The organism is Brevundimonas nasdae, assembly GCF_016654005.1.
GTDB lineage: Bacteria > Pseudomonadota > Alphaproteobacteria > Caulobacterales > Caulobacteraceae > Brevundimonas > Brevundimonas nasdae.
This window is the reverse complement of sequence record NZ_JAEPWN010000011.1, coordinates 79,333-105,199: the sequence shown is the minus strand read 5'-3', so window position 1 is coordinate 105,199 and position 25,867 is coordinate 79,333. Positions and strand designations below refer to the sequence as shown.

Sequence of the window (25,867 nt, the reverse complement as noted above, 5' to 3'; positions counted from 1 at the left end):
TTGACGAGTTCCCACGTCATCGATCCGAAGACCGACGCATGGTATCTTTTCAAAAAGACCGCAGATAGTCAGTGTCGTATGATGACCTCGAAGGGCCATCGCAAGAACACCGCCGCCTGCGTTTCTCTTTCCAAATCAACAATATCAAAGACCCAAACCGCTCCAGCGGCCCGACTTGTTTAGCGCCGGTGTCGTCGGCGGAGGCGGGTATCTAGTGAAGCCCGATCCTCATGTCAATCGCTCTTTTCAGAGATTTTGAAGACCGAAGAGCGAACCCTTCAAACCGCAAAAAATCGCCGGGAGTAAGCTGCGAGGCTGACCCCTAAACCGTAGTTCGGCGTTTCGAATGAAGCGCGGAACCTAATGAAGCCAACCGATGAAAGCAAGAAGTTTTTCAACCTCTTCTTTCGAAAGTTAACCCCACTCTCCATAAAGAACAGGAGAACGATGGTAGGCGGCGACGGGTTCGAACCGCCGACCCTCTCGGTGTAAACGAGATGCTCTGACCAGCTGAGCTAGCCGCCCTGAAAGAGAAGCAGGGCTTATGCCTGCGACCGGCGGACGGTTCAAGCCGATTCGAGCCCCCTCCCCGCATGAAAATGCCGCCGACAGTGATGTCGGCGGCATTCTCATTCAGTCACATCAATGGCTGACGGCGGATGACGGCCCTTCGACCGCCGGGACCGGAGCCGGAAGAGGCTCCGACGCCTCGTCCCACTCGACCGGCGTAAGCGTTCCGGTCAACGCCCACTTCAGCGCCTCGTCCGCCGTGGAGATCGGCACGATCTCGAGCGCCGACTTCACATTATCCGGCACATCGGCCAGGTCCTTCTCGTTCTCCTGCGGGATCAGCACGGTCTTCACACCCGAGCGCAGGGCCGCGAGCAGCTTCTCCTTCAGGCCTCCGATGGCGGTGACCCGGCCCCGCAGGGTGATCTCGCCCGTCATGGCGATGTCCTTGCGGATCGGGATGCCGGTCAGGACCGAGACCATGGCCACGGTCATGGCGACGCCGGCGGACGGACCGTCCTTGGGCGTGGCGCCGTCCGGCACGTGGACGTGGATGTCGGTCTTCTCGAAGACCGGCGGCTTGACGCCGAAGGCCAGCGAGCGGGCGCGGACGTAGGACGCCGCCGCCGAGATCGATTCCTTCATGACCTCTTTCAGATTGCCGGTGACGGTCATGCGACCGCGGCCTGGCATCTTGATGGCTTCGATCGTCAATATGTCGCCGCCGAACTCGGTCCAGGCCAGACCGGTGACGATGCCGACCTGATCCTCTTCATCCGTTTCGCCGTAGCGGAACTTCTTCACGCCTGCGTAGTCGGCCAGCTTGGCCTCATCAACAGTGATCGACTTGGCGCCGGTCTTGGCCATTTCGCGAACAGCCTTGCGGGCCAATCCGCCCAGGGCGCGTTCAAGCGAACGAACCCCGGCCTCGCGCGTGTAATAGCGGATCAGGTCGCGGATCGTGTCTTCCGGCACGATCAGTTCGCCGTCTTTCAGGCCGTGGTCCGCCAACTGCTTGGGCAGGACGTGACGCTTGGCGATCTCGACCTTTTCGTCCTCGGTGTAGCCAGAGACGCGGATGATCTCCATCCGGTCCATCAGCGGCTGCGGCATGTTCAGGCTGTTCGCGGTCGTCACGAACATGACCTGGGACAGGTCGTAGTCCACCTCCAGATAATGGTCGCCGAAGGTCGAATTCTGTGCGGGATCCAGCACCTCCAGCAGAGCCGAGGACGGATCGCCGCGCCAGTCGGCGCCCAGCTTGTCGATTTCGTCCAGCAGAACGAAGGCGTTGGTCGTCTTGGCCTTCTTCATCGACTGGATGATCTTGCCGGGCATGGAGCCGATGTAGGTCCGGCGGTGACCGCGGATCTCAGACTCATCCCGAACGCCGCCCAGCGACATCCGGACGTATTCACGCCCCGTCGCCTTGGCGATGGACTTAGCCAGCGAGGTCTTGCCGACGCCCGGAGGGCCGACGAGGCACAGGATCGGGCCTTTAAGACTGCCGGTGCGAGCCTGGACGGCCAGATACTCGACAATCCGTTCCTTGACCTTCTCCAGACCGAAGTGATCCTCTTCAAGGATGTCCTCGGCCTTGGCCAGGTCGATCGGCTTCTGCTTGGCCTTGCCCCACGGCACGGACAGCAGCCAGTCGAGGTAGTTGCGGACCACGGTCGATTCCGCCGACATCGGCGACATGTTGCGCAGCTTCTTGACCTCGGCCTCGGCCTTGGTGCGGGCTTCCTTGGACAGGCGGGTCTTACGGATGCGCTTCTCCAGATCCATGATCTCGTCACGCGCGTCGTCGGTCTCGCCCAGCTCGCGCTGGATCGCCTTCATCTGCTCGTTGAGATAATATTCGCGCTGGGTCTTCTCCATCTGGCGCTTCACGCGCGAGCGGATCTTCTTCTCGACCTGCAGGACCGAGATTTCACCCTCCATCAGGCCGTAGACCTTCTCCAGCCGCTTGGGCACGTCGAAGGTCTCCAGCAGGCCCTGCTTGTCGGCGATCTTGACTGACAGGTGGGCGGCGACCGAATCCGCCAGCTTGGAGGCGTCGGTGATCTGGGGGATGGAGCTGAGGGCCTCGGGCGGGACCTTCTTGTTCAGCTTCACATAGGATTCGAACTGCTCGACCACGGCGCGCAGCATGGCCTCAGCCTGGGAGGTTTCGCCCGGCTCATCCTCGATCTCGACGGCCTCGGCCTCGAAATACTCTTCACGGTCGGTGAAGCGGGTCAGACGCGCACGGCCCTTGCCCTCGACCAGCACCTTGACGGTGCCGTCGGGCAGTTTCAGCAGTTGCAGCACCGAGGCCAGCACGCCGATGGGATAGATGGCGTCGGGCGACGGATCGTCGTCGACGGAATTCTTCTGGGTGGCCAGCAGGATCTGCTTTTCGCCCTTCATGATTTCGTCGAGCGCCTTCACCGACTTTTCGCGGCCGACGAAGAGCGGCACGACCATGTGCGGAAAGACGACGATGTCTCTCAACGGCAGGACGGGTAGTGTCACGGAGCCAGTGCTCTGGGTATCAGTCATGATGCATACTCCTGGGCCATTGATGATCTCCGGCCCGCCGCCACGGTCGCCCGGGCAAAAGGCCCGGCCAGCGCGTGACGACCCGTCGATTCCGACGGCGTTCGAATGAGTATGTGGTTTGTGCGCGATGCGGTTCAAGCGCAACCGCGCAACAGCCCACATCTGTGTGCTGCATTGCCGCAAAATCAGTGGTTCTGTGCGAGGTGCGCGGGCGGCTTATTCAGTCGCGCGAGACGGAAAACCCCTTGTCCGGAGGGCCTTCACTCCGAAAACGCCTGAAGTCGAGCCTCGCGAATCCGCTTCCGCTCGTCGGCCTCGGCGATTTTTTCTAAAAGGATGGCGTCGAGACGTGCGTGGTGGCCGATCAGTTCGGCGCGCAGCAGTCACTTCCTCTCACTTCGTCATCCTTGGACTTGTCCCAAGGATGACGGTTTGTGGTGTGTGCTGCTTTCTTTCGTCATTCCGGGCGTAGGGCCGCTTGGCCTAAAGACCCGGATCCGAAGGGGGGCGAAGGCACCGCGCTCATGAAAAAAAGGCCGGTGCAGTCGCCCGCACCGGCCTTTCGCATCTCAGTTTTCCGCTAGATCAGGCGGCGCCATCAGCCTTTTTCTTGGAGGCTTCGGAGTAGATCAGCAGGGGCTGGGCCTTGCCGTCGATGACTTCGGCGTTGACCACGACCTCTTCGACGCCTTCGAAGGTCGGCAGTTCGAACATGGTTTCCAGCAGAATGCCTTCCAGGATCGAACGCAGGCCACGTGCGCCGGTCTTGCGGGTGATGGCCTTCTTGGCGACGGCGATCAGGGCGTCGTCGGTGAAGGTCAGTTCGACATTCTCCATCTCGAACAGACGCTTGTACTGTTTGACCAGGGCGTTCTTCGGCTCGGTCAGGATGGTGACCAGGGCCGCCTCGTCCAGATCCTCCAGCGTCGCCAGGACCGGCAGACGGCCGATGAACTCGGGGATCAGGCCGAAACGCATCAGGTCGTCAGGCTCAACATTCTTGAGGATGTCGCCCGTGCGGCGTTCGTCGATTTCCTTGACCTTGGCGCCGAAGCCGATGGAGGCCCCCTCGCCGCGCGCCGAGATCACCTTCTCCAGACCCGCGAAGGCGCCGCCGACGATGAACAGGATGTTGGCGGTGTCGACCTGCAGGAACTCCTGCTGCGGGTGCTTGCGGCCACCCTGCGGCGGCACGGAGGCGACGGTGCCTTCCATGATCTTCAGCAGAGCTTGCTGCACGCCCTCGCCCGAGACATCGCGGGTGATCGAGGGGTTGTCGGACTTGCGCGAAATCTTGTCGATTTCGTCGATATAGACGATGCCGCGCTGAGCCCGTTCAACGTTGTAGTCGGAGGCCTGAAGCAGCTTCAGGATGATGTTCTCGACATCTTCACCCACATAACCGGCTTCGGTCAGGGTCGTGGCGTCAGCCATGGTGAAGGGCACGTCGATGATGCGCGCCAGCGTCTGGGCCAGCAGCGTCTTGCCCGAGCCTGTCGGCCCGATCAGCATGATGTTCGACTTGGCCAGTTCGACGTCGTTGTTCTTCGTCGCGTGGTTCAAGCGCTTGTAATGGTTGTGGACGGCGACCGAGAGCACCTTCTTGGCGTGCGACTGGCCGATGACGTAATCGTCCAGGACGTCGCGAATCTCTTTCGGCGTCGGAACCCCGTCAGAGGTCTTCTTGAAGCCGATCTTGTGCTCTTCGCGGATGATGTCCATGCAGAGTTCGACGCATTCATCGCAGATGAACACGGTCGGGCCTGCGATGAGTTTACGCACCTCATGCTGGCTCTTTCCGCAGAACGAGCAGTAGAGGGTGCTTTTGGCGTCAGAGCCGGCTGCTTTGGTCATAGACCCTTATCTCACTCCCGCGGCGCGGACCGAAATGGCCCGAAACGCGCTTCCCTCACATTGATTCCAGCACTCTGGACGCGAAGGTCTTCAAAAAATGACAATCACCCATCCATCGTTCCGCGACAACCCCGAAGGCAGGAGGGAAATGTTGCAGCGCGTGGATCGTTCAGTCTCGCTGGGGATCAAGGCGAATGTCTGACATGGGCAGCGTGCAAGAATTTCGCCAGTCCGTCGTCGACGGACAGCCGATCGTGGCGTTCGATTTTGACGGCACCCTGACGATTCGCGACAGTTTCACCGAATTCCTGCGCTGGCGTGCGGGTCCGGGCGGCTGGATGCTGGGGCTGGTCAGGCTGGCGCCCGCCGTGGCGGCCTATGCGCGGAATCGCGACCGGGGACGGATCAAGGCCGCCTCGGTGCGCGAGTTTCTGCTGGGCGTTGACCGCGCCACGCTGGAGGCCGACGCCGCCCGCTTCGCCGACCAGATCTGGCCCCGCTTCATGCGGCCGGATGCGATGAAGACGTGGGATGAGTGGGGCGAACGCGGCGCTCATCGCGTGATCGTGACCGCCTCCCCCACCTCAACTGTCGCCCCTTTCGCCCGCAAACTGGGCGCCGAGGCCCTGCTGGGCACCGAGTTCGTGTTTGACGCCGACGACCGGATAACGGGCGAGTTCGCCGGTCCCAACTGCCGCGCCGAGGAGAAGGTGCGCCGCCTGAAGGCCGCCTATGGACAGGACATGGTGCTGACCGCCGCCTATGGCGACACCTCAGGCGACACCGAGATGCTGGCCATGGCGCAGGAGCCGGGCTTCAGAGTCTTCACCCAGAAACCCTGAACGATCAGCGCCCGTCGGCATCCACGTCGAAGACGACGGGCTTGCCGCGTGAGGCCGGGTTCCAGCCCGCCTCGATGGCGGCGGTGACGGCGTTGCGGACGGCGTCGACATTGACCCGCTGCTTCTCCACGTCCGGGCGGCCATTGGCGCGCAGGGGCATGGGGAACTGGACGATGGCTTCGCGCTTGTAGTCCTGGTGGCGCAGGGACACGGCCATGCCGTCCCAGGCGCCGCCACCCTTAGGCTGGGGCTGGCGGCGAAGCTCCCACTCGTAGTTTTCGCCATCGACTTCGACGACGCCGCTCTGATCTCTCGTGAACTGCATGGCCGCCTGATAGCACACAAAGAAAAAGGCGCACCGGGCTGGCGCGCCTTTTCCGTTCAATGATCGAACCGGATCAGTTTCCGGGCGTCTTCACGCCGTCGGCGTCAGCCTGTTCGCGGCGATCATAGACGTGGTCGACGATTCCCCAGGCCTTGGCTTCTTCCGCCGACATGAAGTGGTCGCGGTCCAGCGTCTTTTCGACTTCCTCATAGGTCCGGCCCGTGTGGTGGACGTAGATCTCGTTGAGGCGCTTCTTGGTGTAGCGGATGTCGGCGGCGTGCAGTTCGATGTCCGAAGCCTGGCCCCGGAAACCGCCCGAGGGCTGGTGCACCATGACGCGGGCGTTCGGCAGGGCGATGCGCTGCCCCGCCTCACCGGCCGTCAGAATCAGCGAGCCGGCAGAAGCGGCCATGCCCATGACCACGGTCGAAACCGGGCTCTTGATGTATTGCATGGTATCGTAGATCGCGAGCGCCGAGGTCACCTGACCGCCGGGGCTGTTGATGTACATGCTGATTTCCTTCTTCGGGTTTTCCGATTCCAGGAACAGCAGTTGGGCGCAGATCAGCGACGCCATGCCGTCTTCGAACGGACCGGTCAGGAAGATGATCCGCTCACGCAGCAGGCGCGAGAAGATGTCGAAGGAGCGCTCGCCGCGGCTGGATTGCTCCACCACCATCGGCACCAGGTTCATATTCATCAGTTCGATCGGATCGCGCATATGGTCTCTCGAGTGCGTGGAGGCGTTTGAGTCGCAGCCTCTTCAACCCAGCATATCGCGTCCGCCCCGGTCTGGCGCAAGGCGCATAAGCTGGAACAGTCAGCCTAGCGCCCGTTTCGTTGACGAATGACTTCTTCTGCGATGCCGCGCGCCTGCTGACGAACATTGGGGCGGTTTGGCACGGCCTTATACAAGGCGGCCAGATAGTCGCGATCCCATTGACTAAGTTCAGTAATGTTTTGAGGGTCAGCAAACAGATTCAGTATCGTGTCCTGCCCAGCAGTATCTCCGTCAGGGTTGACCTGGGCCAAGGCCACGAACGCCACATAGTCGACCAGCGCGCTCATGCGGATATTCGCCGTCTTGCTGAAATCAATGACGACGACGATACGCGCCAAATCATCACGCACATTCGTGCGCAGTCGCGAGGCGTCACGCACTGTATTGGTTGGATATTCTTCGCCGTCCAGGTGGACCGCCAACTCCCCGGTGTCGACATTAACGGGCAGGCTGACATGCCACCAACGCACAGGTGCGTCGCCTTCTTGGAAGCGACGCAGTGCAACAGAGCCGCGATCAGTGGCGCTGCGTGAGGGCCGAAACCCGCGCGGGTCGCTCTTAACAAGGGTTTGCGCCGTTTCCGCACCATTCTCAGAGCCGACGATCATCACGTCGGCCTTGCATCCGGGTCCCGCGACATCGCCGCCAGCCTCTATGATTCGAGCCGCGACACGATCAATCACCGCCTGAGCATACTGCGGTGACAGATAGGCGGTTGCGACACAGACCGGCTTGTTCCAACGCGCCAACGGGCGGCCCGGCGCAGGCGCCATATTGGTTTCGATGAAGGCGTCAACGCGCTCGCGGACCTGGGCGGCGCGCATGCGCGCCACGACTTCCACATCCTCGACCTGGCTTGGCGCAGCCGTTGATGCCGGGGCCTGGGACTGAACCGGCGCCTGCGCCTGAGATGTAGTCAAACCAGCTGACAGCGCCAACATCGCCCAAAACGCCATAACCATCTCCCAAAGCAAAAAAGGGCCCGCGACAGCGGACCCTTTTCATTTGCCGAAAAAGTGCAACGACGGACAGTTACCTATCCGTAAGATGGCTTAAATCACGCCTCTTCGTCGTCTTCCTTGAGCAGTTCTTCCTTGGTGATCGGCTTGTCGGTGACGTCGGCGACGCCGACGATCAGGTCGACGACCTTCTCTTCGTAGATTGGCGCGCGCATCTGGGCGGCGGCGTTCGGGTTCTGGCGGTAGAAGTTCAGGACGGCCTGTTCCTGGCCCGGATAGTTGCGGGCTTCCTGCAGGATGGCGGCGTTCAGTTCCTGGTCGGTGACCTGAACGTTGTTGGCGCGGCCGATTTCAGCCAGCACCAGACCCAGGCGCACGCGGCGCTCGGCGATCTTCTTGTACTCGGCCTTCAGGTCTTCGTCGGACTTGGCGGCGTCTTCTTCCGGCAGACGGCCAGCGGCCTTGTCGGCCTCGACCTGTTGCCAGATGCCGTCGAACTCGGCTTCCACCATCTTCGGCGGCAGCGGGAAGTCGTGGGCTTCGTCCAGTTGGTCCAGCAGGGCGCGCTTCAGCTTGAAGCGGGCGGCGCCGGCGTATTGCTGGTTCAGGTTCTGGCTCAGCAGTTCCTTCAGCTTGTCCAGCGATTCCAGACCGATGCGGGTGGCGAACTCGTCGTCGATCTTGGCTTCGGCTTCAGCCTTGATGGCCTTCACCTTGATGTCGAAGGTGGCCAGTTTGCCGGCCAGATTGGCGGCCTGGTAGTTCTCAGGGAAGGTGACCTCGATGGTCTTTTCCTCGCCGACCTTGGCGCCCGTCAGTTGCTCTTCGAAGCCGGGGATGAAGCGGCCCGAGCCGATCACCAGATCAGCATCTTCAGCAGCGCCGCCTTCGAAAGGCTCGCCGTCCAGCTTGCCCAGGAAATCGATCGTCAGTTGGTCGCCTTCGGCGGCCTTGACGGTCTTGCCCTTCTTGTCCTCGTAGGTCTTGGCCTGACCGGCCAGTTCCGTCAGGGCTTCGTCCAGATCGGCGTCCGACGCTTCATAGGTCGGGCGTTCCAGCTTCAGCGTCTTGGGATCAACCGGGGTGAAGTCGGGCATGACTTCCAGCGACATTTCATAGGCCAGGTCTTCCTGACCGGCGATGACCTTGTCCATGTCGGACGTCAGCTTCATCTCGGCGGGCGCGGCCGGACGAATCTTGGCTTCGTCCAGGGCCTTCTGGCTGGTTTCGTTCAGCTCGGCGTTGATGATTTCGCCCATGAACTCACGGCCGAAGGTCTTCTTGACGTGCGCGACCGGCACCTTGCCCGGACGGAAGCCCTTCAGCTTCACTTGCGGGGCGACTTCCTTGACGCGGGCTTCGAGCTTCTCGTTCAGCTCCGCGACTGGGATGGTCACCGCGATCACGCGGCTGAGGCCTTCGTTCGACTTTTCGACGACTTGCATGGTCGGGATTCTGACGCTCTGTGGCGCGTGAACCCCAGAGGGCCCAGCGCGGAATGGATAAAGCAAGAAGGCCGCCCCTTGTCAGGAGCGGCACCTCGAAGCCCGCCCTTATGTCGAGAAGGGCCGAAAAGGTCAACGCGGGCGTGTCCATTCGACGGTTTCAAGGGCCGCTCAGCCTCGCTATCTAGAGGAAATGAGCCAGCAAGCCTCCCCTATCGGCGTCTTCGTCACGCCCGTTACGCCGCTTCAGCAGAACTGCACGACCGTCTGGTGCACCGCCACGAACAAGGCGGCGGTCATTGATCCGGGCGGTTCGGTGGATGCGATTCTGGCCGAGGTCGAGCGGCGCGGCCTGACGCTGGACCAGATATGGATCACCCACGGGCATCTGGATCACGCAGGCGGGGCGGCGGAGATGCAGGAGAAGTCCGGCGTTCAGATCACTGGCCCGCAAAAGGCCGACCAGTTCTGGATCGACCGAATCGTTGAGAGCGGTCGGATGTACGGCCTGCCCGACGCCCGCCCCTTCACGCCCGACCGCTGGCTGGAGGACGGCGACACCGTGTCGCTGGGTCAAACGACATGGGAGGTGCGCCATTGTCCGGGTCATACGCCGGGTCATGTCATCTTCTTCAACCGGGCGGCGCGCTTCGCCCAGGTTGGGGACGTGCTGTTCCAGGGATCGGTTGGACGCACCGACTTCCCGATGAGCGACCCGCCCGCCTTGATCCGCGCCATCGTCGAGAAGCTGTGGCCGCTGGGCGACGACGTGACCTTTGTTCCGGGGCACGGGCCGATCTCGACCTTCGGACAGGAGCGCCGGACCAACCCCTATGTGTCCGACGCCGCCCTGCAACGGGCGCCGATCCAGCGCCCGGCGTCCGGTCCGGCCTAACGGCTCAGCAGAAGGCCGATGATGACGCCGATGCCTGCGGCGTAGAGGACCGACTTGATCGGGGCGTCACGGATGGAGTCGATCGCCTCTTCGGCGCGCTCGACGGCCTTGTCACGCACATGGCCGACGTCCTCACGCACCGCCTGACGCACAGACGAGACCGTGCGATCCGCACCATCCTTGGCGCTGGCGATGATGTCGTCAGCCTGGCGGCCGAGCTTGTGGGTCAGGTCTTCGCCCTCTGTGACGATGTCATCGACGGCTGATGAAACGGGGGTCTTGGCCATGATCTTCTCCAGGTTCTGTCGATCAACCCAGGGCGCGTCGCGAAGGTTCCCCGAAACATGGGACTGAACATCGCGCACATGGGCGCGTTCTCCTCCTGCAGAAGGAGAGTCCCCCATGACCGACGTGCCCCCCGAAATACAGCCCGAAACTCCAGAGCCGGGAATACAGCCCGAGATCCAGCCGGACCCCGCCCCAGCTCCGGAAATCGATCCGTCAGGCGCACCCGATGAACTACCGCCATTAACACCCGGCGAAATCACAAGGTGATGTGGTCGGATTTTGAACGACGCCAAGTTCACGGCGGACAGTGCTCAGACCTCGGAAAGTAAAAACGCTGTTCGATACGGAACCGTCACCGCTGCACCGGGTTGTTTGCGCAAGCGGAACGGCAACACCTGAAAGGACCCAAAATGGAAAGCCAGCCCACTCGACCCTCAGGCGTTTCCAAAAGAGGATTCGCCTCTATGGATCCCGAACGCCAACGTGAAATCGCCCGTAAGGGTGGAGCAAGCGTGCCCAGCGAGAAGCGCAGTTTCTCTCAGGACCGCGGCCTTGCGGCTCAGGCCGGAAGAAAAGGCGGCGAAGCATCGCACGGCGCCAAGAAGGATGATCAACCCGAATAGGGCGATCATTGTAATCACACGATAAAGGGCGGCGAACCGAATGGTTCGCCGCCCTTTTCCTTTGCCGATTCGGACGCCAGAATCAGGCGCCAAGCACCGCCAGGGCGACACTGGGCGCAGGCGACACGTCAAAATGCACCAGCCGCCAGCCGGAGGCGGCGGCCATGCTGGCGACAGAGGCTTCAGTGAACTTGCGCGAGCTTTCGGTGTGGATGGTCTCCCCCGCAGCGAAGTCGAAGCGGCGCGCGCCGATGTGGACCGTCATGGGTTCGACGGCTTCCAGATGCATCTCCATCTGGGCCTTGTCGCTGTTCCACACCGCGCGGTGCACGAAGGCGTTCAGGTCGAAATCGGCGTCCAGCTCCGCATTGGCGCGGACCAGCAGATTGCGGTTGAAGGCGGCGGTCACGCCCTGGGCGTCGTCATAGGCGGCGACCAGGATTTCGGGCTCCTTGACCAGATCGACTCCCAGAATGAACAGCGCCCCTTCGCCCAGCATCCGGCGCGTGGCGGTCAGGAAACGCTCGGCGTCGGCGGGCTGAAGATTGCCGATGGTCGATCCGGGGAAGAAACCGATGCGACGGCCCGTCGGCAGATCATCCGGCAAGGGGGCCAGATGCTCGAAATCGCCCAGCACGGGGCGGACGCGCAGTTTGGGATAGTCGGCCTTCAGGCGCGCCACTGCGTCCAGCAGGGCCGCCTCGCTGATGTCCAGCGGAACATAGGCGCCAAGGTCGGGCGCGGCGTCCAGCAAGATGCGGGTCTTCTCGCTGGCGCCCGATCCGAACTCGACCAGCACGGCGTCAGGGCCGAAATCGGCGGTCAGGGCGGCGGCGCGATCGCGCAACAGGGCCGTCTCCTGCCGGGTTGGATAATATTCCGGCAGGGTGGTGATGACCTCGAACAGGCGCGAGCCTTCAGCGTCGTAGAACCATTTGGGCGGGACCGCCTTCTGATCCCCCGACAGCCCCTCAACCAGATCATGCCGGAAGGCGGCGGTCTGGGCGTCTTCGGTGTCGCCGCTACGCCGGCGCGGCGCGTCTTCAGCCAGTCTCAAGCCCATGAACGCCCACCTCTGCTGGGGGTAATAGAAGTTCCGATAGGTCGTGCGGGCATGGCCCGGCGGCGTGGCGAAGGCCCCGCCGCGGAGCACATTCTGATTGACCATGAACTTGCCGTTGTACTCGGCGGCCGTTCCGGGCGTCGGCCGGAAACCGGGGTATGGGGCATAGGCGCTGGAGGTCCACTGCCACACCTCGCCTGACAGGTTGGAGAAGGCGCCGGGATCGGCGGTCGCCGCGTGCTCCCACTCGGCTTCAGTCGGCAGGCGCTTGCCCGCCCAGTGGGCGTAGGCATCGGCCTCATACAGGCTGATGTGCCGCACCGGGGCGGACGGATCGACAGGATGACGCCCGGTCAGGGACATGGTCGTCCAGCCCCCCTGATCGCGACGCCAGTACAGGGGCGCAGCCCAGCCTTCGGCCTGCACCGTGGCCCAGCCGTCGGCCAGCCACAGGTCGGCCTGCTGATAACCGCCGTCCTCGATGAAGGCGATCCATTCGCCGTTGGTGACCAGATCATTGGCCAGGGCGAAGGGCTCCAGCCAGACCTTGTGACGCGGCCCCTCGTTGTCGAAGGCGAAACCAGCCCCATCGTGGCCGATGGAGACCAGGCCGCCGTCAAACCGGGTCATTCCGCCCTTGGCCGGTTCCAGCGGACGGACGCGCGGCTCCACCCCATAGGCGGCCGGGTCCAGCGGGGAACAGGACATCAGGTGCAGCAGATCCATCAGGAACAGCTCCTGATGCTGCTGGTCGTGGTTCAGGCCCAGTTCGAACAGATATTGCGACAGGCCTTCGGGCGGCCCCTTGGCCAACCAGCGGATCATGCGGCGGTCGATCTCGCGCCGATAGGTCAGCACCTCCTCGACCGAGGGGCGGGTCAGGAGGCCGCGTTTGTCGCGCGCCACGCGCTGACCCAAGGCCTCATAATAGGAGTTGAACAGCTGCTGGAAGCGCGGATCGACGGGCTGATAGCCCGGTTCGTTGGCCAGGATCATGGCCTCGAAGAACCAGCTGGTGTGACCCAGGTGCCATTTGCCGGGGCTGGCCTCGGGCATGGACTGGGCGGCCAGGTCTTCGACAGAGAGGCCCGCCGCAAGCGCAGGCATGGCCCTGCGGACCTCACGGAAACGCGCGCCCGCCGCACCCGCCAACGCCATCGGCTGCAGGCGGGCGTTGATGTCAGATTCACCGTCCAAGGACGGTCCCCTGACCCTGACCGGGCGTGTGGTCGTTCATGCAGACCGAACGTCACGCCAAGGTCAGGGTTCCCGATAAGGCTGGGCGCGGGCCGGGATCAGCGAACCGGCTTGCCCCCGTGCTTGGCGTATTCCAGACGGGCGATGGTGCGGTTGTGCACCTCGTCCGGGCCATCGGCGATGCGCAGGGTGCGCACGCCTGCGTACAGTTCAGCCAGGGGCGTATCGCCTGAAACACCCGCGCCGCCAAAGGCCTGGATGGCGTCGTCGATGACCTGAAGCGCCATCCTGGGCGCGGCGACCTTGATCTGGGCGATTTCGGAACGGGCGTTCTTGGCGCCCGCCTCGTCCATCATCCAGGCGGCCTTCAGCACCAGCAGGCGGCACATCTCGATATTGGTGCGGGCGTCGGCGACGCGCTGCTCCCACACCGAATGTTCGGCCAGCTGCTTGCGGAAGGCGGTGCGGTTCAGAAGGCGCGTAACCATCAGCTCCAGCGCCCGTTCGGCGGCGCCGATCACGCGCATGCAGTGGTGGATGCGGCCCGGGCCAAGGCGGCCTTGAGCAATCTCGAAGCCCCGGCCCTCGCCCGCGATCAGGTTCTCGACCGGCACACGGACATTCTCCAACACCACCTCGGCATGGCCGATGGGCTTTTCGTCATAGCCGAACACCGACAGCATCCGCTCGACGCGGAAGCCGGGGGTGTCGACGGGCACGATGACCTGCGACTGCTGGGCGTGGGTTGCGGCCTCGAAATCGGTCTTGCCCATGACGATGGTCATCGCGATGTTCGGGTGGGCCATGTTGGTCGACCACCACTTGCGGCCGTTGATGACGTAATGGTCGCCGTCCCGCTCGATCCGGGTCTGGATGTTGGTGGCGTCGGACGAGGCGACCTCTGGCTCGGTCATCAGGAAGGCCGAGCGGATTTCACCGGCCATCAGCGGCTTGAGCCAGCGCTCCTGCTGGGCCGCGTCGCCGTACATGTGCAGCACTTCCATATTGCCGGTGTCGGGGGCGTTGCAGTTGAACACCTCCGCCGACCACAGGTGGCGGCCCATCAGTTCCGCCAGCGGCGCATATTCCAGATTGGTCAGGCCCGCGCCGTGTTCGCCGGGCAGGAACATGTTCCACAGACCGGCCTCGCGCGCGGCGGCCTTCATGGATTCCATGGCCGGCGGCTGGCGGGTCGCATCCTCGCGCACCTGAGCGAAATACTCGGCCTCACGCGGGATGACCTGCTCATCGAGGAAGCGACGGACGCGGCCGTGCCAGTCCAGCGCGCGGTCGGAATGTTTGAAGTCCATGTCGTTTCCTCGTTTAGGCAAATCGCGCCTCTGGCGGGCGCTGACATGAAAACGGCGCGGCTCCGAATGGGGCCGCGCCGTCGTCCTGGTGGCGGTCAGCCGCGCATCAGCGCTTCAGCAGAGCCGGCAGCTTCTGGGCGATCATCATGTCGCCAGCGATCTTCAGCTTGCCTTGCATGAAGGCCATCATGCCGTCCAGGCGGCCTTCCGACAGGGCGACGAAGTCGTCCCAGCTGATGGTCACGGTGGCGTCGGCAGGCTTGTCTTCGTTGGTGACGGTGTTCGGCACCGAGGCGCCGTCGATGTAGATCTTGCCAGCGTCGCCGAGGTCGAGCTTGACGGTCTTGCCCAGACCGGAGTTCTCGCCGACGGCTTCGCGGATTTTGTCGGTGGCGGTTGCGATATCAGACATTGGGGCGTCTCCCTTGGACGTTTGGATCACACGCCGTAAACCGCATCGGCGGGGGCGCCAAGATCACCTTGGGTAAAGCTCGGGTCACTTCTGCTTGGGCGAGCCCGACCACAGGGCGGCGGCGCCCAGCGCGCCCATGAAGAAGACAAAGGCCGCAACAATGGCGGCGACAACGGGAATGGCGTCTGCAGGCATCGGAAATCTCCTTTGCCGCATCGTCCGTCGGTCAGACGACGAACGCCTTGATCCGGATCAAACCGCGTTTTTTTCCGAATGAGAATTCGATTGCGCGGTCAGATCCCCCGTCGACACCGCCCTGTGCTCCTGTCCCCAGGTCGCGAAGGCGAAGATCACGGCTTCCAGCTTTCGGCCTGACGGCGTCAGCGCATATTTCCGAAAGCGCGGCGCGGACACCACCTCGTTTTCACGCGCGATGACGCCGTTGACCTCCAGTTCGCGCAGTTCACGCGACAGCATCCGGGGCGTGATGGCGTCCAGCAGGCGCTCCATTTCGGCGAAGCCCTTGGGGCCGCTCAACAGAGTGCAGACGATAGCCAGCTTCCATTTGCCGCTGACCACATTCAGCGCATCCTTGATCGCCAGAACAAAGGCCTTCTTGCACAGGTCGTCGACCTGATCTTCGTCAGCGTCGCCGTTCAGAGCGTAGCTCATCTTGCCTCCGGTCAAGCTTAAACCTGATCTTGCTATACAGTTTGACAGTTTCAAGCGCCTGTCACCGCCATAACTAGCGGCAAGACCTTAGCGACGACAGGAGCGTGTTTTGATTTTAGTCGCCGGAGCGACAGGCAACCTTGGTCGCGAGGTCATGAAACACCTGACCGGATATGGAGCCGATCATGAGGTCAGCATCCTGGCGCGCGACACCGCCAAGGCGGAACACTACGCCCGACTAGGCGTCCCGGTCCGTATCGCGGACTACGACCAGCCCGACACCCTGCCGCAAGCCTTCGCCGGGGTCAGCAAGCTGCTGCTGATCTCGACCATGTCGATGAACCGCGCCGAACAGCAGAAACGCGTGGTGGATGCCGCCGTCGCCGCCGGGGTCGGTCACATTCTCTATACGGGACTGGCGATCCGTGACATCGAGACCTCGGCCGTGCGCGATCTGATGATCAGTCACTTCGAAACGGAGAACCACATCCGGAACAGCGGCGTCGCGTGGACCTTTCTTCGCAACACCATGTACGCCGAGGCCCTGCCTGTGATCGTCGGCGCCCCGGCCGCTGGGGGCGCGATCATCCTGTCAGGCGGCGACGGGCAGGTTCCCTATGCGTCGCGTGGCGAAATGGGCGAGGCCGCCGCCAATGTGCTGTTGCAGACGGGGCATGAGGGCAAGACCTACGAAATTACGGGCGCCCAAGCCTGGTCCTATGACGAAGTCGCCATGGCCCTGACGGCCGCCAAGGGCCGAAACGTCACCTATCAGGACATCGATCCCGACACCCATCGCAGGGTGCTGGAGTCGCTGAATCTGCCTCCGTTTCTGATCGACCTGACCATCGGCACGGTCGAGGATATCCGGGAGGGTCAGTATGACATCGCCAGCGATGATCTGCAGCGACTGCTGGGCCGCGCCCCCACGCCCCTGCCCGCCCTGCTGCCGGACCTCTTTCCCAACTAACGCCTCCCTCTCACACCTGGAAAGACACCCTCATGACCTCCCCTGCCCGCGCTGTCGTCGACAAGATGTTCGAGGCCTTCCTGGCCAAGGACCTGGAGACGGCCCAGTCCACCGTGACCGAAGACACCCTGTGGGTTCATAACGGCTCTCAGAAGATGCCCGCCCTGCGCTTCGTCGGTAAATCCGGGACTGAAAAGTTCTTCAGCACCGCCTTCAACACCATCGTCTTCGACTATTTCCGTCCGCTGACCTTCATCGAGCAGGGCGACACCATCGCCGTACTGGGCGAGGAAAGCTTCACGCCCGAAGGCCAGCCCAAGGTGACCAACAAGTGGGTGCAGGTTTACACCATCCGCGATGGCCTGATCGCCCAGATGGATGAATATGCGACCTCCGCATCCGCCGAAGACTATATCGTCATCGACTGAGCCAGCGGATTTCGCTGAATAAAAGGGGCCTGGCGAGATGCTCGTCAGGCCCTTTGCTTTTTGATCCGCGCGCTTAGTCCGCCTTGGGCGCCCGCGTGCCGATGGTGCGGTCCAGGAAGTCCAGGTAGGTGCGCCACAGGTGCAGCATGCGCGGATTGCCGCGCACGCCGTGGCGCTGGCCCGGATAGAGCATGGTCTCGAACGGGATGCTCTTCTCCTGCATCGCGTTCAGGACGCGGGTGGTGTTCTGGAAGATGACATTGTCGTCGGCCATGCCGTGCAGCAGCAGCAGACGCCCCGTCAGATTATCCAGCTTTGGGATGATGTCGGAAGCGGCGTAGCCCTCGGGGTTATCCTGCGGCGTGGACATGTAGCGTTCGGTGTAGGCCGTGTCGTACAGGCTCCATTCCGTCGGCGGGGCGCCCGCCAGGGCGGCGGCCAGGCCCATCTTGGGCTCGGCCAGCATGGACAGGCTCATGAAGCCGCCATAGCTCCACCCCATCACGGCGATGCGGGCGTCGTCGACATAAGGCAGGCTGCGCAGATAGTCGGCGGCCAGAACCTGATCCTCGACCTCGACCGTGCCCATATGGCGGTACAGGGCGTTCTTGAAGGCGCGGCTGCGGAAGCCCTCGCCCCGGTTGTCCATGCGGAAGACAATATAGCCCGCCTCGGTCAGCAACTGGTCGGTGGCGGGCGCCCAGCCGCGCTTGACCCCGCCGCCCGACGGGCCGCCGTACACCTGCATCACGACCGGATAGGTCTTGGACGGATCAAAGCCCGGTGGCGTCTTCATCTGCCAGACCAGGGTCTCGCCGTGGCTCTGCAACGTGCCGAAGGTCGGTTCGCGCAGACGCGACACGTAAGGATAGAAGGGATGCTGGGCGTTGAGAGGATTCTCCTCGATCCATCGAATGCGCGTGCCGTCGATATTATAGAGGCCCGACTGCTGGGGCGTCTTCGGATCGGAATAGTTGCCGACATAGGCCGTGCCGGTGCCGTTGACCGAGACATTCCACCAGCCGCCTGCGGGGGTGATGGCGACCGGCGTCGCCGTCTCGTTCAGGCTGGCGCGGAACAGCTGCTTCTCGATCGGCAGCTCCTGGCCGTCGCGCATCGAGGCGGAGAAGAAGACCTCGCCCGTCTGCTGGTTGACGCCTTCCAGGTCCAGCACCGGATACTGGCCCTCGGTGATCGGGCGGATCAGCTTGCCGTCGCGGTCATACAGATAGAGGTGGCGCCAGCCGCTGTCTTCGTTCGACCAGATGAAGCGGCCGTCACGCAGGGGCTTGAAGTCGTTGCTGAGGCCGACCCAGGCGTCGCCCTTCTGGGTGACGATCACGCGCGAGGCGCCGGTTGCCGGGTTCACCGCCAGAAGGTCCAGCGTCTTCTGATCACGTGACAGGCGCTGCACATACAGGATGGAGGCGTCCGACGACCAGGCGACGCGGGCCAGATAGATGTCGCGGTTGGCGCCCAGATCGACCTTGATGCGGCGATTGGACGTCAGGTCCTGCACATACAGTTCGACGATGGCGTTGGGACGTCCGGCGCGGGGGTAGCGCTGCTCGACCACGCTGGCGCCGCCGCCGGTGATGTCCAGGCGCGGGATCACATCGACGGGGCTTTCGTCATAGCGTTCCAGGGCGATGCGCTTCTCGTCCGGGCTCCACCAATAGCCGGTGTCGCGATCCAGCTCTTCCTGAGCGATGAACTCGGCCGTGGCCCAGGTGACAAGACCCGCGCCGTCGGTGGTCAGGGCGCGCTCGCGGTTGGTCGTCAGGTTGAAAACGAAAAGATTCTGGTCACGGACGTAGGAGACGAAATTGCCCAGCGGCGAGACCTTGGCGTCGATTTCGTCGCCGGAGGTCTGGGTCAGGCGGCGCACCGAGCCGTCGGCGCGGCTGGCCAGAAAGACGTCGCCCTCCAGCGGTGCCAAGATGTAGCGGCCCTGTTCGTCCCACGAATAGTCGACCACGCCTCGCGCCGAGATTCGCATCCGCTCGCGCCGCGCCTTCTCGGCCTCCGACAGTTCGCCGGCGTCGGGAACCAGGGCGCGGGCGTCGATCAGCTTGTAGGGTTCGCCGGGGCCCGTCGGGGCGGCCCACAGGTCCTGAACACTGACATCGTCGTCGCGCGAGCGCAGGAAGGCGACCAGTTCGCCGTCCGGCGACAGGCTGACGCCCTTGGCCACCGGGCCGCCCAGAGCCGGGTCGGCGAAGACCCGTTCCGGCGTCAGAATGTTCGACGGGGTTTGAGCGAATGCTGGCCCGGCAAGGGCGACAGCGGCGGCGGACATAAGCAGGATGTTGCGCATGGCGACGAAGCTAACGGCGCGGCTGCAAGCCGTCACGAGGAAATCTCGCCATGCGGGACGCGCCTTTTCCTTCCCTGCGAGCGGTTCTCACACTAAATACCGCGCGATGACTGACGCAGCCTTCTCCCCCGCCCCGGCGCCCGCTCCCGTAAAGGCCAGCCCGTTCCATGAACTGGAAGTCCTGTGGGTGCGCCACTGGACCGACAGCCTGTTCAGCTTCGGCATCAGGCGGCCGGAGGATTTCCGCTTCCGCTCGGGCGAGTTCGTGATGATCGGCCTGCCCGGCGAAGACGGCGGCAAGCCCGTCCTGCGCGCCTATTCCGTCGCCAGCCCCAACTGGGCTGAAGAGCTGGAGTTCTTTTCGATCAAGGTCGCCGACGGCCCCCTGACCTCGCGTCTGCAGAAGATCCAGGCGGGGGACACGGTGCTGATGGGCAAGAAGCCGACCGGGACGCTGGTGCTGGACGCCCTGACCGGCGGCGAGCGCCTGTTCCTGATCGGCACCGGCACCGGCCTGGCGCCCTGGCTGAGCGTGGCGCGCGATCCCGAAACCTATTCCCGCTTCGGCCATGTCTATGTGATCCACACGGTGCGCGGCGTGGCGGACCTGGCCTATCGCGACTTCTTCAGCCGCGAAATCCACGACGATCCGCTGATCGGTGACGAGGCCAAGGCGCAACTGACCTATTATCCGACCGTCACGCGTGAAGAGTTCGACACACCGGGCCGGATCACCGACCGGATCAAGTCCGGCGACTTCTTCCGCGATCTGGGCCTGCCCGAGGGCTTCGACCCGGCGCGCGACCGCGCCATGCTGTGCGGCTCGATGGCGATGATCAAGGAAGCCGGCGAACTGCTGGAGACCTTCGGCCTGAAGGAAGGCTCCAACGCCGAACCTGCCGACTATGTGCTTGAACGCGCCTTCGTCGGTTGAGACAGGTTGAGTCTGGGACAGGTTGGCGGCTTGGCTTCGCGCGCTTGACGGGCTAACCCCGCCGCCATGTCGAAGTCTGATCCCGTCGCCGTAGATTCCCGGGTTGATCCCGCCGATTGCCAGTCCATGGCCGAGGTCCGTCAGGGCGTCGACGCCCTGGACCGCGCGCTGGTCGCCCTGCTGGCCGAGCGCCAGCGCTATATGGACGCCGCCGCGCGCATCAAGCCGAACCGGGACGCCGTGTTCGATCAGGCGCGCATCGATGATGTCGTGGCGAAGGTTCTGGTGACAGCAGAGGCCAAGGGTCTGTCAGCGGATATTGCCGAGCCGGTCTGGCGCCTGCTGATCGACCGCTGCATCGCCCATGAGTTCGCGACCTGGGACCAGACGCGCGGCTAACCCCGCAAGCTTTTGAGCATCAGTTCGTGACGGTAAGCTGCGACGTCACCCAGCGCCTCTGACAGGGCGGAACGCACCCGCTCCATCGCGGGCGCGGCCAACGCATCCTCGGACAGTTCCGCATCCGCACATGCGGCGACCAGATCATGGCCGCCGATGCCCGCCGCTGCACCCCGGATGGTGTGGACGGCGTCGCGCCATCCATCGACCTTGGGATCCAACAGAGGCGTCCAGAGAGCCGCCTGTTCGGTGAACAAGCCCAGCACCTCCTCATTGATGGCGTCATCGTCGCCGGTCATCGCCTCCAGTACGGAGAAGTCGACAGCCCCTGTCAGATCCCGCCGCGCCATCAGGCCGCGTTCTCCTCGCCCTTGGCCAGACGCGAGTTGCGCGAGGACCAGAGCAGATAGACGGCCAGACCGAACAGGTTCCACAGCAGGAAGTAGAGCTGGGTCGAGCTCTTCAGGCTGAAGAAGAAGGTGATGCAGCCGATGATGGCGATGCCACCGACCAGGGGCCACAGCGGCGCCTTGAACTTGCGCACCCGGTTCGGCTCACGCACCCGCAGCACGATCAGGCTGACGCCCACGGCCATGAAGGCCATCAGAGTGCCGGCGTTGGCCAGCGACGCCAGTTCGTCCAGACGCATGATGCCTGCCAGGAAGGCCACCACAATGGCCGTGAAGATGGTCACGACCGCCGGAACGCCCCGCTTGGAGATCCTGGCCAGGCGATTGGGCAGCAGGCCGTCGCGGGCCATGCCCAGGAAGATGCGGCTCTGACCGAACAGGAAGGCCAGCAGAACCGTCGGCAGGGCGATCACAGCGGCGGCGGCGATCCACTGGGCGGCGACGCCCTGACCCAGACCGCGCATGATGTGGGCCAGCGGCTCAGGGCTGTCCGAGAAGCTGGCGGTGGGCGCGGCGCCGATGGCCGCAGCGGCGACGGCTATATACAGGATGGTGCAGACCACCATCGAACCGACGATGCCGATGGCCAGATCGCGTTCCGGCTTCTTGGTCTCCTCCGCCGCCGTGGCGATGGCGTCAAACCCGTAGAAGGCGAAGAAGATGATGGCCGCAGCCGCCATCACCCCCGTCTGCACGAAGGGCGCGCCGAAACCGTTCGGCATGAAGGGCGTGAAGTTGGCCGCATCGAAGTGCGGCATGGCGATGGCGACAAACGCCACCAGGGCGGCGATCTTAACAAAGACCAGCACGGCGTTGACCGTCGCGCTCTCACGCGTGCCCAGCAGCAGCAGCCCAGTGACCACGGCGATGATGAAGATGGCCGGCAGGTTGATCAGCCCGCCCTCGACGTGCGGCCCGACCGAAAGCGCCAGCGGCAGGTCCAGACCCAGGCCCGCCAGGAACGGCACGGCATAGCCGGACCATCCGACGGCGACCGTCGACACGACCAGCGAATATTCCAGGATCAGGCTCCATCCCACGACCCAGGCGAAGATCTCGCCCAGCGCCGCGTATGAATAGGTGTAGGCGCTGCCCGAGGCAGGCATGATCGTCGACAATTCGGCATAGGCCAGGGCCGCACAGGCGCACACCAGACCGGCCAGACCAAAGCTGATCAGAACCGCAGGCCCCGCCAGACCGGCCCCCACGCCGATCAGCGTCAGGATGCCCGTGCCGACGATGGCGCCGACGCCCAGGGCCAACAGATGCGGCCAGCTCAAGGTCGGCTTCAGACCGGGCCCGTCGTGCGGCCTGAGCATGGCGTCGATCGAGCGCCGCCGGTTCCAGAATGCCATGTGCCTGTTTCCCCCGCCGCCTTGGTGCGGCTGATTCCGCTATCAGCATAAACTGTCGAAGAAAGTTTGCGAAAGCGCTTGCCAACCCCGAAACGGCTGGGTAGTAGGAGCGCCCTTCGGCAAGGGCAACCGCCGCCGAAGACATGACGATCGGTGTGGGTGATTAGCTCAGTCGGTAGAGCAGCTGACTCTTAATCAGCGGGTCCACAGTTCGAACCTGTGATCACCCACCATCGTCTTCTCTCGATTCATCTGAAAGCACAAAGCGGCTTTAGACCTGCCCGACGCGGCAGGTTCTCGGCTACGCCACATTGTCCTTCCAATCCATGCAACGGCTACCTGAAGCGCGCTGCTGCGGCTGAAAGCGATCATTGGTCTGAAATGCGAGTGCAGGTAGACTGCAGGCTTGATCATGCCGGGAGCCAACGGCCGTCCGACGGGTAGCCGCCTAGACGAGCCCAGATCCGCGTAGCGATCAACCTCAACTGCCTGAGCCGTCGTTCTCATCGCAGAGCGACGGCTCCATAGTTTTGTGCGCACTGGCGTCCGATCCACCAAGCGCCGCCCGCCCCCCCGTGTCGCACTGATCTGCAAAACGCCAGGACGATCCAGCTTTCGGAACGGGGCGCTGCGACTATCGTTGTCCTTTTCATGATGCCCCTTGAGAATGCTGTCCTCCCGATACTGGGTGCGGTCGCCGCCGGCAGTCTGATCGGGTTCGAGCGCGAATGGCGGGGGCGCGCCGCCGGTCTACGGACCCATATCCTGGTCAGCCTGGCCTCCGCGCTTCTAATGCTGGCCGCAATGTCCCAGGGGGACTGGGCGTTTCGCGCCCTTCCCGATGAGAATATCGTCACCGATCCCACGCGGATGGCGCATGGCGTGTTGACCGGTGTCGGCTTCCTCTGCGCTGGGGTGATCTTCCGCTCCGGCTTTTCCATCCATGGCCTGACAACTGCGGCCTCGCTTTGGATGACCTCGGCGCTCGGCCTTCTTTTTGGAGCGGGCCTGTTCGGTCTAGGCTTGGCCGGGACCCTGGCCACCGCCTTCATCCTCATCGGCCTGCGCCTGGTAAGACGTCGTCTGCCCATTCGCCTGACGGTCGATGTCGACGTAAGCTGGGAGAAGGACGCCGCCTGCGAAGAAGAGGTCGAGCGGGCTCTTTTGGCCGTGAACGCCAATGCACGCCCAGGCCGAATCGATCTTACCCATGGGGGAAGCCGGATCCGACGCGCCTGGCGCGTGCAAACCACCGGCGGTCAGCACCTCAAAACTCTGGCGGACCGGCTCAGTGCGGCTCCCGGCGTCGTGGAGTTTCAGATAGACCCACGCGACGACTGAGCGCGGGTCAAGCGATTGTCGCGCTCTCCCAGGCATTGAACCTCACCTGGGCTAGCGCATTGTCTTGGCATGCCGCGCGCAACCAAAAGCCCACGTCAGGCGCCGATCGAGTATGATCAACCATTAAGCCGCCCCGTTAAGGGCGCCTTTCGGGTTTCCGGCCTCATGTTCGGACTGGGGGCCCTCGTCGTCATCGTCCTGGCCGCCCTAGCGTTCATATACATTCGGGGCGGGTGACGCCGCGCGGCGATGTTGGGCCGGGAGACTGGTTCGATCTTTACGATTTTCGCCCTGATGACCTGTTTGTCGCAGCCAGGGGGCCAGCGACTTGTCATGCTGAGCGCTTCAGCGCGCGTTCACAGCGCCGGGCAAAAGGCCGCGCGGACGCATGAAATCCAATGCGCCGTCACGCAACACATTCGAATCGGAAAAGCCGCCTGAACAGTTTTCGAAATCGCGGAAAGATGGGGACCGCTTCAATGCACCCCGCAGCGAATTCACTCGACGCCGCCTGAGCGGTGTTCGAAAACTGCAACCTGTTGATACGGTTCGGAAGGAATGGTGGACGCGACAGGGATTGAACCTGTGACCCCCTCGGTGTGAACGAGGTGCTCTCCCGCTGAGCTACGCGTCCTTGCCTTGCGGAGGCGGCGATGTAGCCCGCTCCTCCGCGTCGCGCAAGCGCCCGTTTCAGATTCCTGCGGCTTTCACCGTTTCGGCGGTGTCCGCGTCCGGGTCGCCCGGCAGCCAGGCCACGTGGCCGTTGTAGATGTCCTCGTTCAGGATGCCTTCTTCCTTGGCCACCAGGACCGGCACGACCATCTGGCCGGTCACATTGGTCGCGGTGCGCATCATGTCGATGATGCGGTCGATGGCGACGATATAGCCGATGCCTTCCAGCGGCAGGCCCGCGGTGGACAGGGTCAGGGTCAGCATGACGATGGAGGTGCCCGGCACGCCCGCCGTTCCCAGCGATCCCAGGACGGCCGTCAGGCCGATCAGGACGTACTGGGTGAGCGTCAGGTCGATCTTGAAATACTGGGCGATGAAGATCGCCGCGATGGCCGGATAGATGGCGCCGCAGCCGTCCATCTTCACATTGGCGCCCAGCGGCACGGCGAAGGCGGCGTAGGCTTGCGGCACGCCCAGACGCTCGACCGTCTGGCGCAGGGTGATCGGCAGGGTGCCCAGCGACGACGAGGTGGCGAAGGCGGTCTGTTGGGCCGCGAAGGCGCCGCGGAAGAAGCTGCGGACCTTCAGGCCGTGCAGCTTCAGCAGGCCCGAATAGACGATCAGGATGTGGAACAGACAGGCCGCATAGATGGCGGCGATGAACTTCAGCAGCGGCAGCAGGGCCTCCCAGCCGTAACCGCCGACCACCGAACCGATCAGGCCGAACACGCCGATGGGCGTCAGCTGGATCACCCAGCGGGTGATGCGGAAGACCACAGCCGCGCCTTCGTCCACCAGCCGCCGAACGCCCTGCGCCCGGTCGCCCAGGGCCACCAGCGCCATGCCGACCAGCGCCGAGAAGAAGATGATCTGCAGCACCTTGCCCTCGGCCAGGGCCGCGAACGGGTTGCGCGGCACCACGCCGATCAGAACCTCAAGCGGGGTCGGGATAACCCGCTCCTTAACCTCGCCCAGCGGCAGGTTGGACAGGCCCACGCCCGGATTGATGATATGGCCGAACGCAAAGCCGACCAGAACCGCCAACAGCGAGGTGATGGCGAACCAGACGATGGTGCGCACGCCCAGACGCACGGCCCCTGCCCCCTCGCCCAGCTTGGCGATGGAGCTCGCGATGGTGAACAGCACCAGGGGCGCGACCACCATGCGGATCAGGTTCAGATAGACGTCGCCGATCGGCTGGAGCCAGACCTCGGCCTTTTCTCGCAGTATCAGTCCAGCAAGGATGCCCAGGGCGAAACCTGCGGCTGTGCGTTGCCACAGGGGGATCTTGAAGAAGCGGGCGAGCATGGACGTACTTTCA

At 63.7% G+C, this 25,867-nt stretch carries 24 protein-coding genes and 3 tRNA genes; 10 read left to right on the top strand and 17 right to left on the bottom strand.

Annotated features, from left to right (window positions below):
- Positions 1-183, top strand: a 183-nt coding sequence (locus JKF87_RS18420) for a hypothetical protein (RefSeq protein ID WP_236261437.1), incomplete at its 5' end; no start/stop codon positions are given.
- Positions 184-448: 265 nt separating this feature from the next.
- Here the strand turns inward: JKF87_RS18420 and JKF87_RS15600 are convergent.
- From JKF87_RS15600 to clpX, 3 genes are all read right to left on the bottom strand, one after another.
- Positions 449-525, bottom strand: a tRNA-Val gene (locus JKF87_RS15600).
- Between the two features lie 117 nt (positions 526-642).
- Complete coding sequence (lon, locus tag JKF87_RS15595) at positions 643-3,054, bottom strand: endopeptidase La (RefSeq protein WP_201100803.1); 2,412 nt, start codon at positions 3,052-3,054, stop codon at positions 643-645.
- 585 nt (positions 3,055-3,639) lie between these two features.
- Positions 3,640-4,908, bottom strand: a complete 1,269-nt coding sequence (gene clpX / locus JKF87_RS15590) for an ATP-dependent Clp protease ATP-binding subunit ClpX (RefSeq protein ID WP_201100802.1) — start codon at positions 4,906-4,908, stop codon at positions 3,640-3,642.
- 194 nt (positions 4,909-5,102) lie between these two features.
- Here clpX and JKF87_RS15585 point away from each other — a divergent pair, with 194 nt between their 5' ends.
- The gene (locus tag JKF87_RS15585; protein ID WP_201100801.1) at positions 5,103-5,750 is read left to right on the top strand and encodes an HAD-IB family hydrolase; all 648 of its coding nucleotides are present in this window, start codon (positions 5,103-5,105) and stop codon (positions 5,748-5,750) included.
- A gap of 4 nt (positions 5,751-5,754) precedes the next feature.
- Here the strand turns inward: JKF87_RS15585 and JKF87_RS15580 are convergent, their stop codons facing one another.
- From JKF87_RS15580 to tig, 4 genes are all read right to left on the bottom strand, one after another.
- A complete protein-coding gene (locus JKF87_RS15580) occupies positions 5,755-6,075 on the bottom strand; it encodes a hypothetical protein (protein WP_201100800.1) in 321 nt (106 codons plus the stop codon).
- A gap of 73 nt (positions 6,076-6,148) precedes the next feature.
- On the bottom strand, positions 6,149-6,796 hold the full coding sequence (locus JKF87_RS15575) for an ATP-dependent Clp protease proteolytic subunit (RefSeq protein ID WP_201100799.1): 648 nt from the start codon (positions 6,794-6,796) through the stop codon (positions 6,149-6,151).
- Between the two features lie 104 nt (positions 6,797-6,900).
- Complete coding sequence (locus JKF87_RS15570; protein WP_201100798.1) at positions 6,901-7,812, bottom strand: hypothetical protein; 912 nt, start codon at positions 7,810-7,812, stop codon at positions 6,901-6,903.
- 101 nt (positions 7,813-7,913) lie between these two features.
- Positions 7,914-9,260, bottom strand: a complete 1,347-nt coding sequence (gene tig, locus JKF87_RS15565; RefSeq protein WP_201100797.1) for a trigger factor — start codon at positions 9,258-9,260, stop codon at positions 7,914-7,916.
- Between the two features lie 193 nt (positions 9,261-9,453).
- Between tig and JKF87_RS15560 the strand changes: the two genes are divergently transcribed.
- Complete coding sequence (locus JKF87_RS15560; protein ID WP_236261436.1) at positions 9,454-10,155, top strand: MBL fold metallo-hydrolase; 702 nt, start codon at positions 9,454-9,456, stop codon at positions 10,153-10,155.
- Here JKF87_RS15560 and JKF87_RS15555 read toward each other — a convergent pair.
- Complete coding sequence (locus JKF87_RS15555; protein WP_201100796.1) at positions 10,152-10,442, bottom strand: DUF883 family protein; 291 nt, start codon at positions 10,440-10,442, stop codon at positions 10,152-10,154. The two genes, JKF87_RS15560 and JKF87_RS15555, sit on opposite strands and share 4 nt — an antisense overlap.
- Positions 10,443-10,853: 411 nt before the next feature.
- Between JKF87_RS15555 and JKF87_RS15550 the strand changes: the two genes are divergently transcribed.
- Positions 10,854-11,066, top strand: coding sequence for a con-10 family general stress protein (locus tag JKF87_RS15550; protein WP_201100795.1), 213 nt, complete (start codon positions 10,854-10,856; stop codon positions 11,064-11,066).
- 82 nt (positions 11,067-11,148) lie between these two features.
- On the opposite strand, the gene egtB is transcribed toward JKF87_RS15550, so the two are convergent.
- From egtB to JKF87_RS15530, 4 genes are all read right to left on the bottom strand, one after another.
- Complete coding sequence (gene egtB, locus JKF87_RS15545) at positions 11,149-13,287, bottom strand: ergothioneine biosynthesis protein EgtB (RefSeq protein WP_201100816.1); 2,139 nt, start codon at positions 13,285-13,287, stop codon at positions 11,149-11,151.
- Positions 13,288-13,424: 137 nt separating this feature from the next.
- Complete coding sequence (locus JKF87_RS15540; protein ID WP_201100794.1) at positions 13,425-14,636, bottom strand: acyl-CoA dehydrogenase family protein; 1,212 nt, start codon at positions 14,634-14,636, stop codon at positions 13,425-13,427.
- A 106-nt stretch (positions 14,637-14,742) separates the two neighbouring features.
- Positions 14,743-15,048, bottom strand: a complete 306-nt coding sequence (locus JKF87_RS15535; RefSeq protein ID WP_201100793.1) for an SCP2 sterol-binding domain-containing protein — start codon at positions 15,046-15,048, stop codon at positions 14,743-14,745.
- A gap of 252 nt (positions 15,049-15,300) precedes the next feature.
- Positions 15,301-15,720: a winged helix-turn-helix transcriptional regulator gene (locus JKF87_RS15530; RefSeq protein WP_201100792.1), complete on the bottom strand. Its 420-nt coding sequence runs from the start codon at positions 15,718-15,720 to the stop codon at positions 15,301-15,303.
- A 109-nt stretch (positions 15,721-15,829) separates the two neighbouring features.
- On the opposite strand from JKF87_RS15530, the gene JKF87_RS15525 reads away from it, so the two are divergent.
- Both JKF87_RS15525 and JKF87_RS15520 read left to right on the top strand, forming a co-directional pair.
- Positions 15,830-16,690, top strand: coding sequence for an SDR family oxidoreductase (locus JKF87_RS15525; RefSeq protein WP_201100791.1), 861 nt, complete (start codon positions 15,830-15,832; stop codon positions 16,688-16,690).
- Between the two features lie 32 nt (positions 16,691-16,722).
- Entirely contained in the window at positions 16,723-17,118 is a 396-nt protein-coding gene (locus tag JKF87_RS15520; RefSeq protein ID WP_201100790.1) for a nuclear transport factor 2 family protein, read from the top strand.
- A 73-nt stretch (positions 17,119-17,191) separates the two neighbouring features.
- Here the strand turns inward: JKF87_RS15520 and JKF87_RS15515 are convergent, their stop codons facing one another.
- Entirely contained in the window at positions 17,192-19,435 is a 2,244-nt protein-coding gene (locus JKF87_RS15515; RefSeq protein WP_201100815.1) for a S9 family peptidase, read from the bottom strand.
- A 106-nt stretch (positions 19,436-19,541) separates the two neighbouring features.
- Here JKF87_RS15515 and JKF87_RS15510 point away from each other — a divergent pair, with 106 nt between their 5' ends.
- Positions 19,542-20,369 carry a ferredoxin--NADP reductase gene (locus tag JKF87_RS15510; RefSeq protein ID WP_201100789.1) on the top strand — a complete coding sequence of 276 codons (828 nt, stop codon included), beginning with the start codon at positions 19,542-19,544 and terminating at the stop codon, positions 20,367-20,369.
- A 66-nt stretch (positions 20,370-20,435) separates the two neighbouring features.
- On the top strand, positions 20,436-20,768 hold the full coding sequence (locus JKF87_RS15505) for a chorismate mutase (protein WP_201100788.1): 333 nt from the start codon (positions 20,436-20,438) through the stop codon (positions 20,766-20,768).
- Here the strand turns inward: JKF87_RS15505 and JKF87_RS15500 are convergent.
- Entirely contained in the window at positions 20,765-21,118 is a 354-nt protein-coding gene (locus JKF87_RS15500; RefSeq protein ID WP_201100787.1) for an Hpt domain-containing protein, read from the bottom strand. The two genes, JKF87_RS15505 and JKF87_RS15500, sit on opposite strands and share 4 nt — an antisense overlap.
- Entirely contained in the window at positions 21,118-22,533 is a 1,416-nt protein-coding gene (locus JKF87_RS15495; protein WP_201100786.1) for an amino acid permease, read from the bottom strand. The genes JKF87_RS15500 and JKF87_RS15495 overlap by 1 nt, the downstream gene beginning before the upstream one ends.
- 157 nt (positions 22,534-22,690) lie before the next feature.
- Between JKF87_RS15495 and JKF87_RS15490 the strand changes: the two genes are divergently transcribed.
- Both JKF87_RS15490 and JKF87_RS15485 read left to right on the top strand, forming a co-directional pair.
- Positions 22,691-22,766: transfer RNA gene (locus JKF87_RS15490), tRNA-Lys, on the top strand.
- Between the two features lie 418 nt (positions 22,767-23,184).
- Positions 23,185-23,874 (top strand): MgtC/SapB family protein, encoded by a 690-nt coding sequence (locus JKF87_RS15485; RefSeq protein ID WP_201100785.1) that lies wholly within the window; start codon positions 23,185-23,187, stop codon positions 23,872-23,874.
- Positions 23,875-24,433: 559 nt separating this feature from the next.
- Here JKF87_RS15485 and JKF87_RS15480 read toward each other — a convergent pair.
- Both JKF87_RS15480 and JKF87_RS15475 read right to left on the bottom strand, forming a co-directional pair.
- Positions 24,434-24,508: transfer RNA gene (locus tag JKF87_RS15480), tRNA-Val, on the bottom strand.
- 56 nt (positions 24,509-24,564) lie between these two features.
- Positions 24,565-25,854 carry a dicarboxylate/amino acid:cation symporter gene (locus JKF87_RS15475; RefSeq protein WP_201100784.1) on the bottom strand — a complete coding sequence of 430 codons (1,290 nt, stop codon included), beginning with the start codon at positions 25,852-25,854 and terminating at the stop codon, positions 24,565-24,567.
- Positions 25,855-25,867: the final 13 nt, after the last annotated feature.

Coding starts and splice junctions, on each gene's coding strand:
- lon (WP_201100803.1), bottom strand. CDS start 3,054: ATGACTGATACCCAGAGCACTGGCTCCGTGACACTACCCGTCCTGCCG.
- clpX (WP_201100802.1), bottom strand. CDS start 4,908: ATGACCAAAGCAGCCGGCTCTGACGCCAAAAGCACCCTCTACTGCTCG.
- JKF87_RS15585 (WP_201100801.1), top strand. CDS start 5,103: ATGTCTGACATGGGCAGCGTGCAAGAATTTCGCCAGTCCGTCGTCGAC.
- JKF87_RS15580 (WP_201100800.1), bottom strand. CDS start 6,075: ATGCAGTTCACGAGAGATCAGAGCGGCGTCGTCGAAGTCGATGGCGAA.
- JKF87_RS15575 (WP_201100799.1), bottom strand. CDS start 6,796: ATGCGCGATCCGATCGAACTGATGAATATGAACCTGGTGCCGATGGTG.
- JKF87_RS15570 (WP_201100798.1), bottom strand. CDS start 7,812: ATGGCGTTTTGGGCGATGTTGGCGCTGTCAGCTGGTTTGACTACATCT.
- tig (WP_201100797.1), bottom strand. CDS start 9,260: ATGCAAGTCGTCGAAAAGTCGAACGAAGGCCTCAGCCGCGTGATCGCG.
- JKF87_RS15560 (WP_236261436.1), top strand. CDS start 9,454: ATGAGCCAGCAAGCCTCCCCTATCGGCGTCTTCGTCACGCCCGTTACG.
- JKF87_RS15555 (WP_201100796.1), bottom strand. CDS start 10,442: ATGGCCAAGACCCCCGTTTCATCAGCCGTCGATGACATCGTCACAGAG.
- JKF87_RS15550 (WP_201100795.1), top strand. CDS start 10,854: ATGGAAAGCCAGCCCACTCGACCCTCAGGCGTTTCCAAAAGAGGATTC.
- egtB (WP_201100816.1), bottom strand. CDS start 13,287: ATGGCGTTGGCGGGTGCGGCGGGCGCGCGTTTCCGTGAGGTCCGCAGG.
- JKF87_RS15540 (WP_201100794.1), bottom strand. CDS start 14,636: ATGGACTTCAAACATTCCGACCGCGCGCTGGACTGGCACGGCCGCGTC.
- JKF87_RS15535 (WP_201100793.1), bottom strand. CDS start 15,048: ATGTCTGATATCGCAACCGCCACCGACAAAATCCGCGAAGCCGTCGGC.
- JKF87_RS15530 (WP_201100792.1), bottom strand. CDS start 15,720: ATGAGCTACGCTCTGAACGGCGACGCTGACGAAGATCAGGTCGACGAC.
- JKF87_RS15520 (WP_201100790.1), top strand. CDS start 16,723: ATGACCTCCCCTGCCCGCGCTGTCGTCGACAAGATGTTCGAGGCCTTC.
- JKF87_RS15515 (WP_201100815.1), bottom strand. CDS start 19,435: ATGCGCAACATCCTGCTTATGTCCGCCGCCGCTGTCGCCCTTGCCGGG.
- JKF87_RS15510 (WP_201100789.1), top strand. CDS start 19,542: ATGACTGACGCAGCCTTCTCCCCCGCCCCGGCGCCCGCTCCCGTAAAG.
- JKF87_RS15505 (WP_201100788.1), top strand. CDS start 20,436: ATGTCGAAGTCTGATCCCGTCGCCGTAGATTCCCGGGTTGATCCCGCC.
- JKF87_RS15500 (WP_201100787.1), bottom strand. CDS start 21,118: ATGGCGCGGCGGGATCTGACAGGGGCTGTCGACTTCTCCGTACTGGAG.
- JKF87_RS15495 (WP_201100786.1), bottom strand. CDS start 22,533: ATGGCATTCTGGAACCGGCGGCGCTCGATCGACGCCATGCTCAGGCCG.
- JKF87_RS15485 (WP_201100785.1), top strand. CDS start 23,185: ATGATGCCCCTTGAGAATGCTGTCCTCCCGATACTGGGTGCGGTCGCC.
- JKF87_RS15475 (WP_201100784.1), bottom strand. CDS start 25,854: ATGCTCGCCCGCTTCTTCAAGATCCCCCTGTGGCAACGCACAGCCGCA.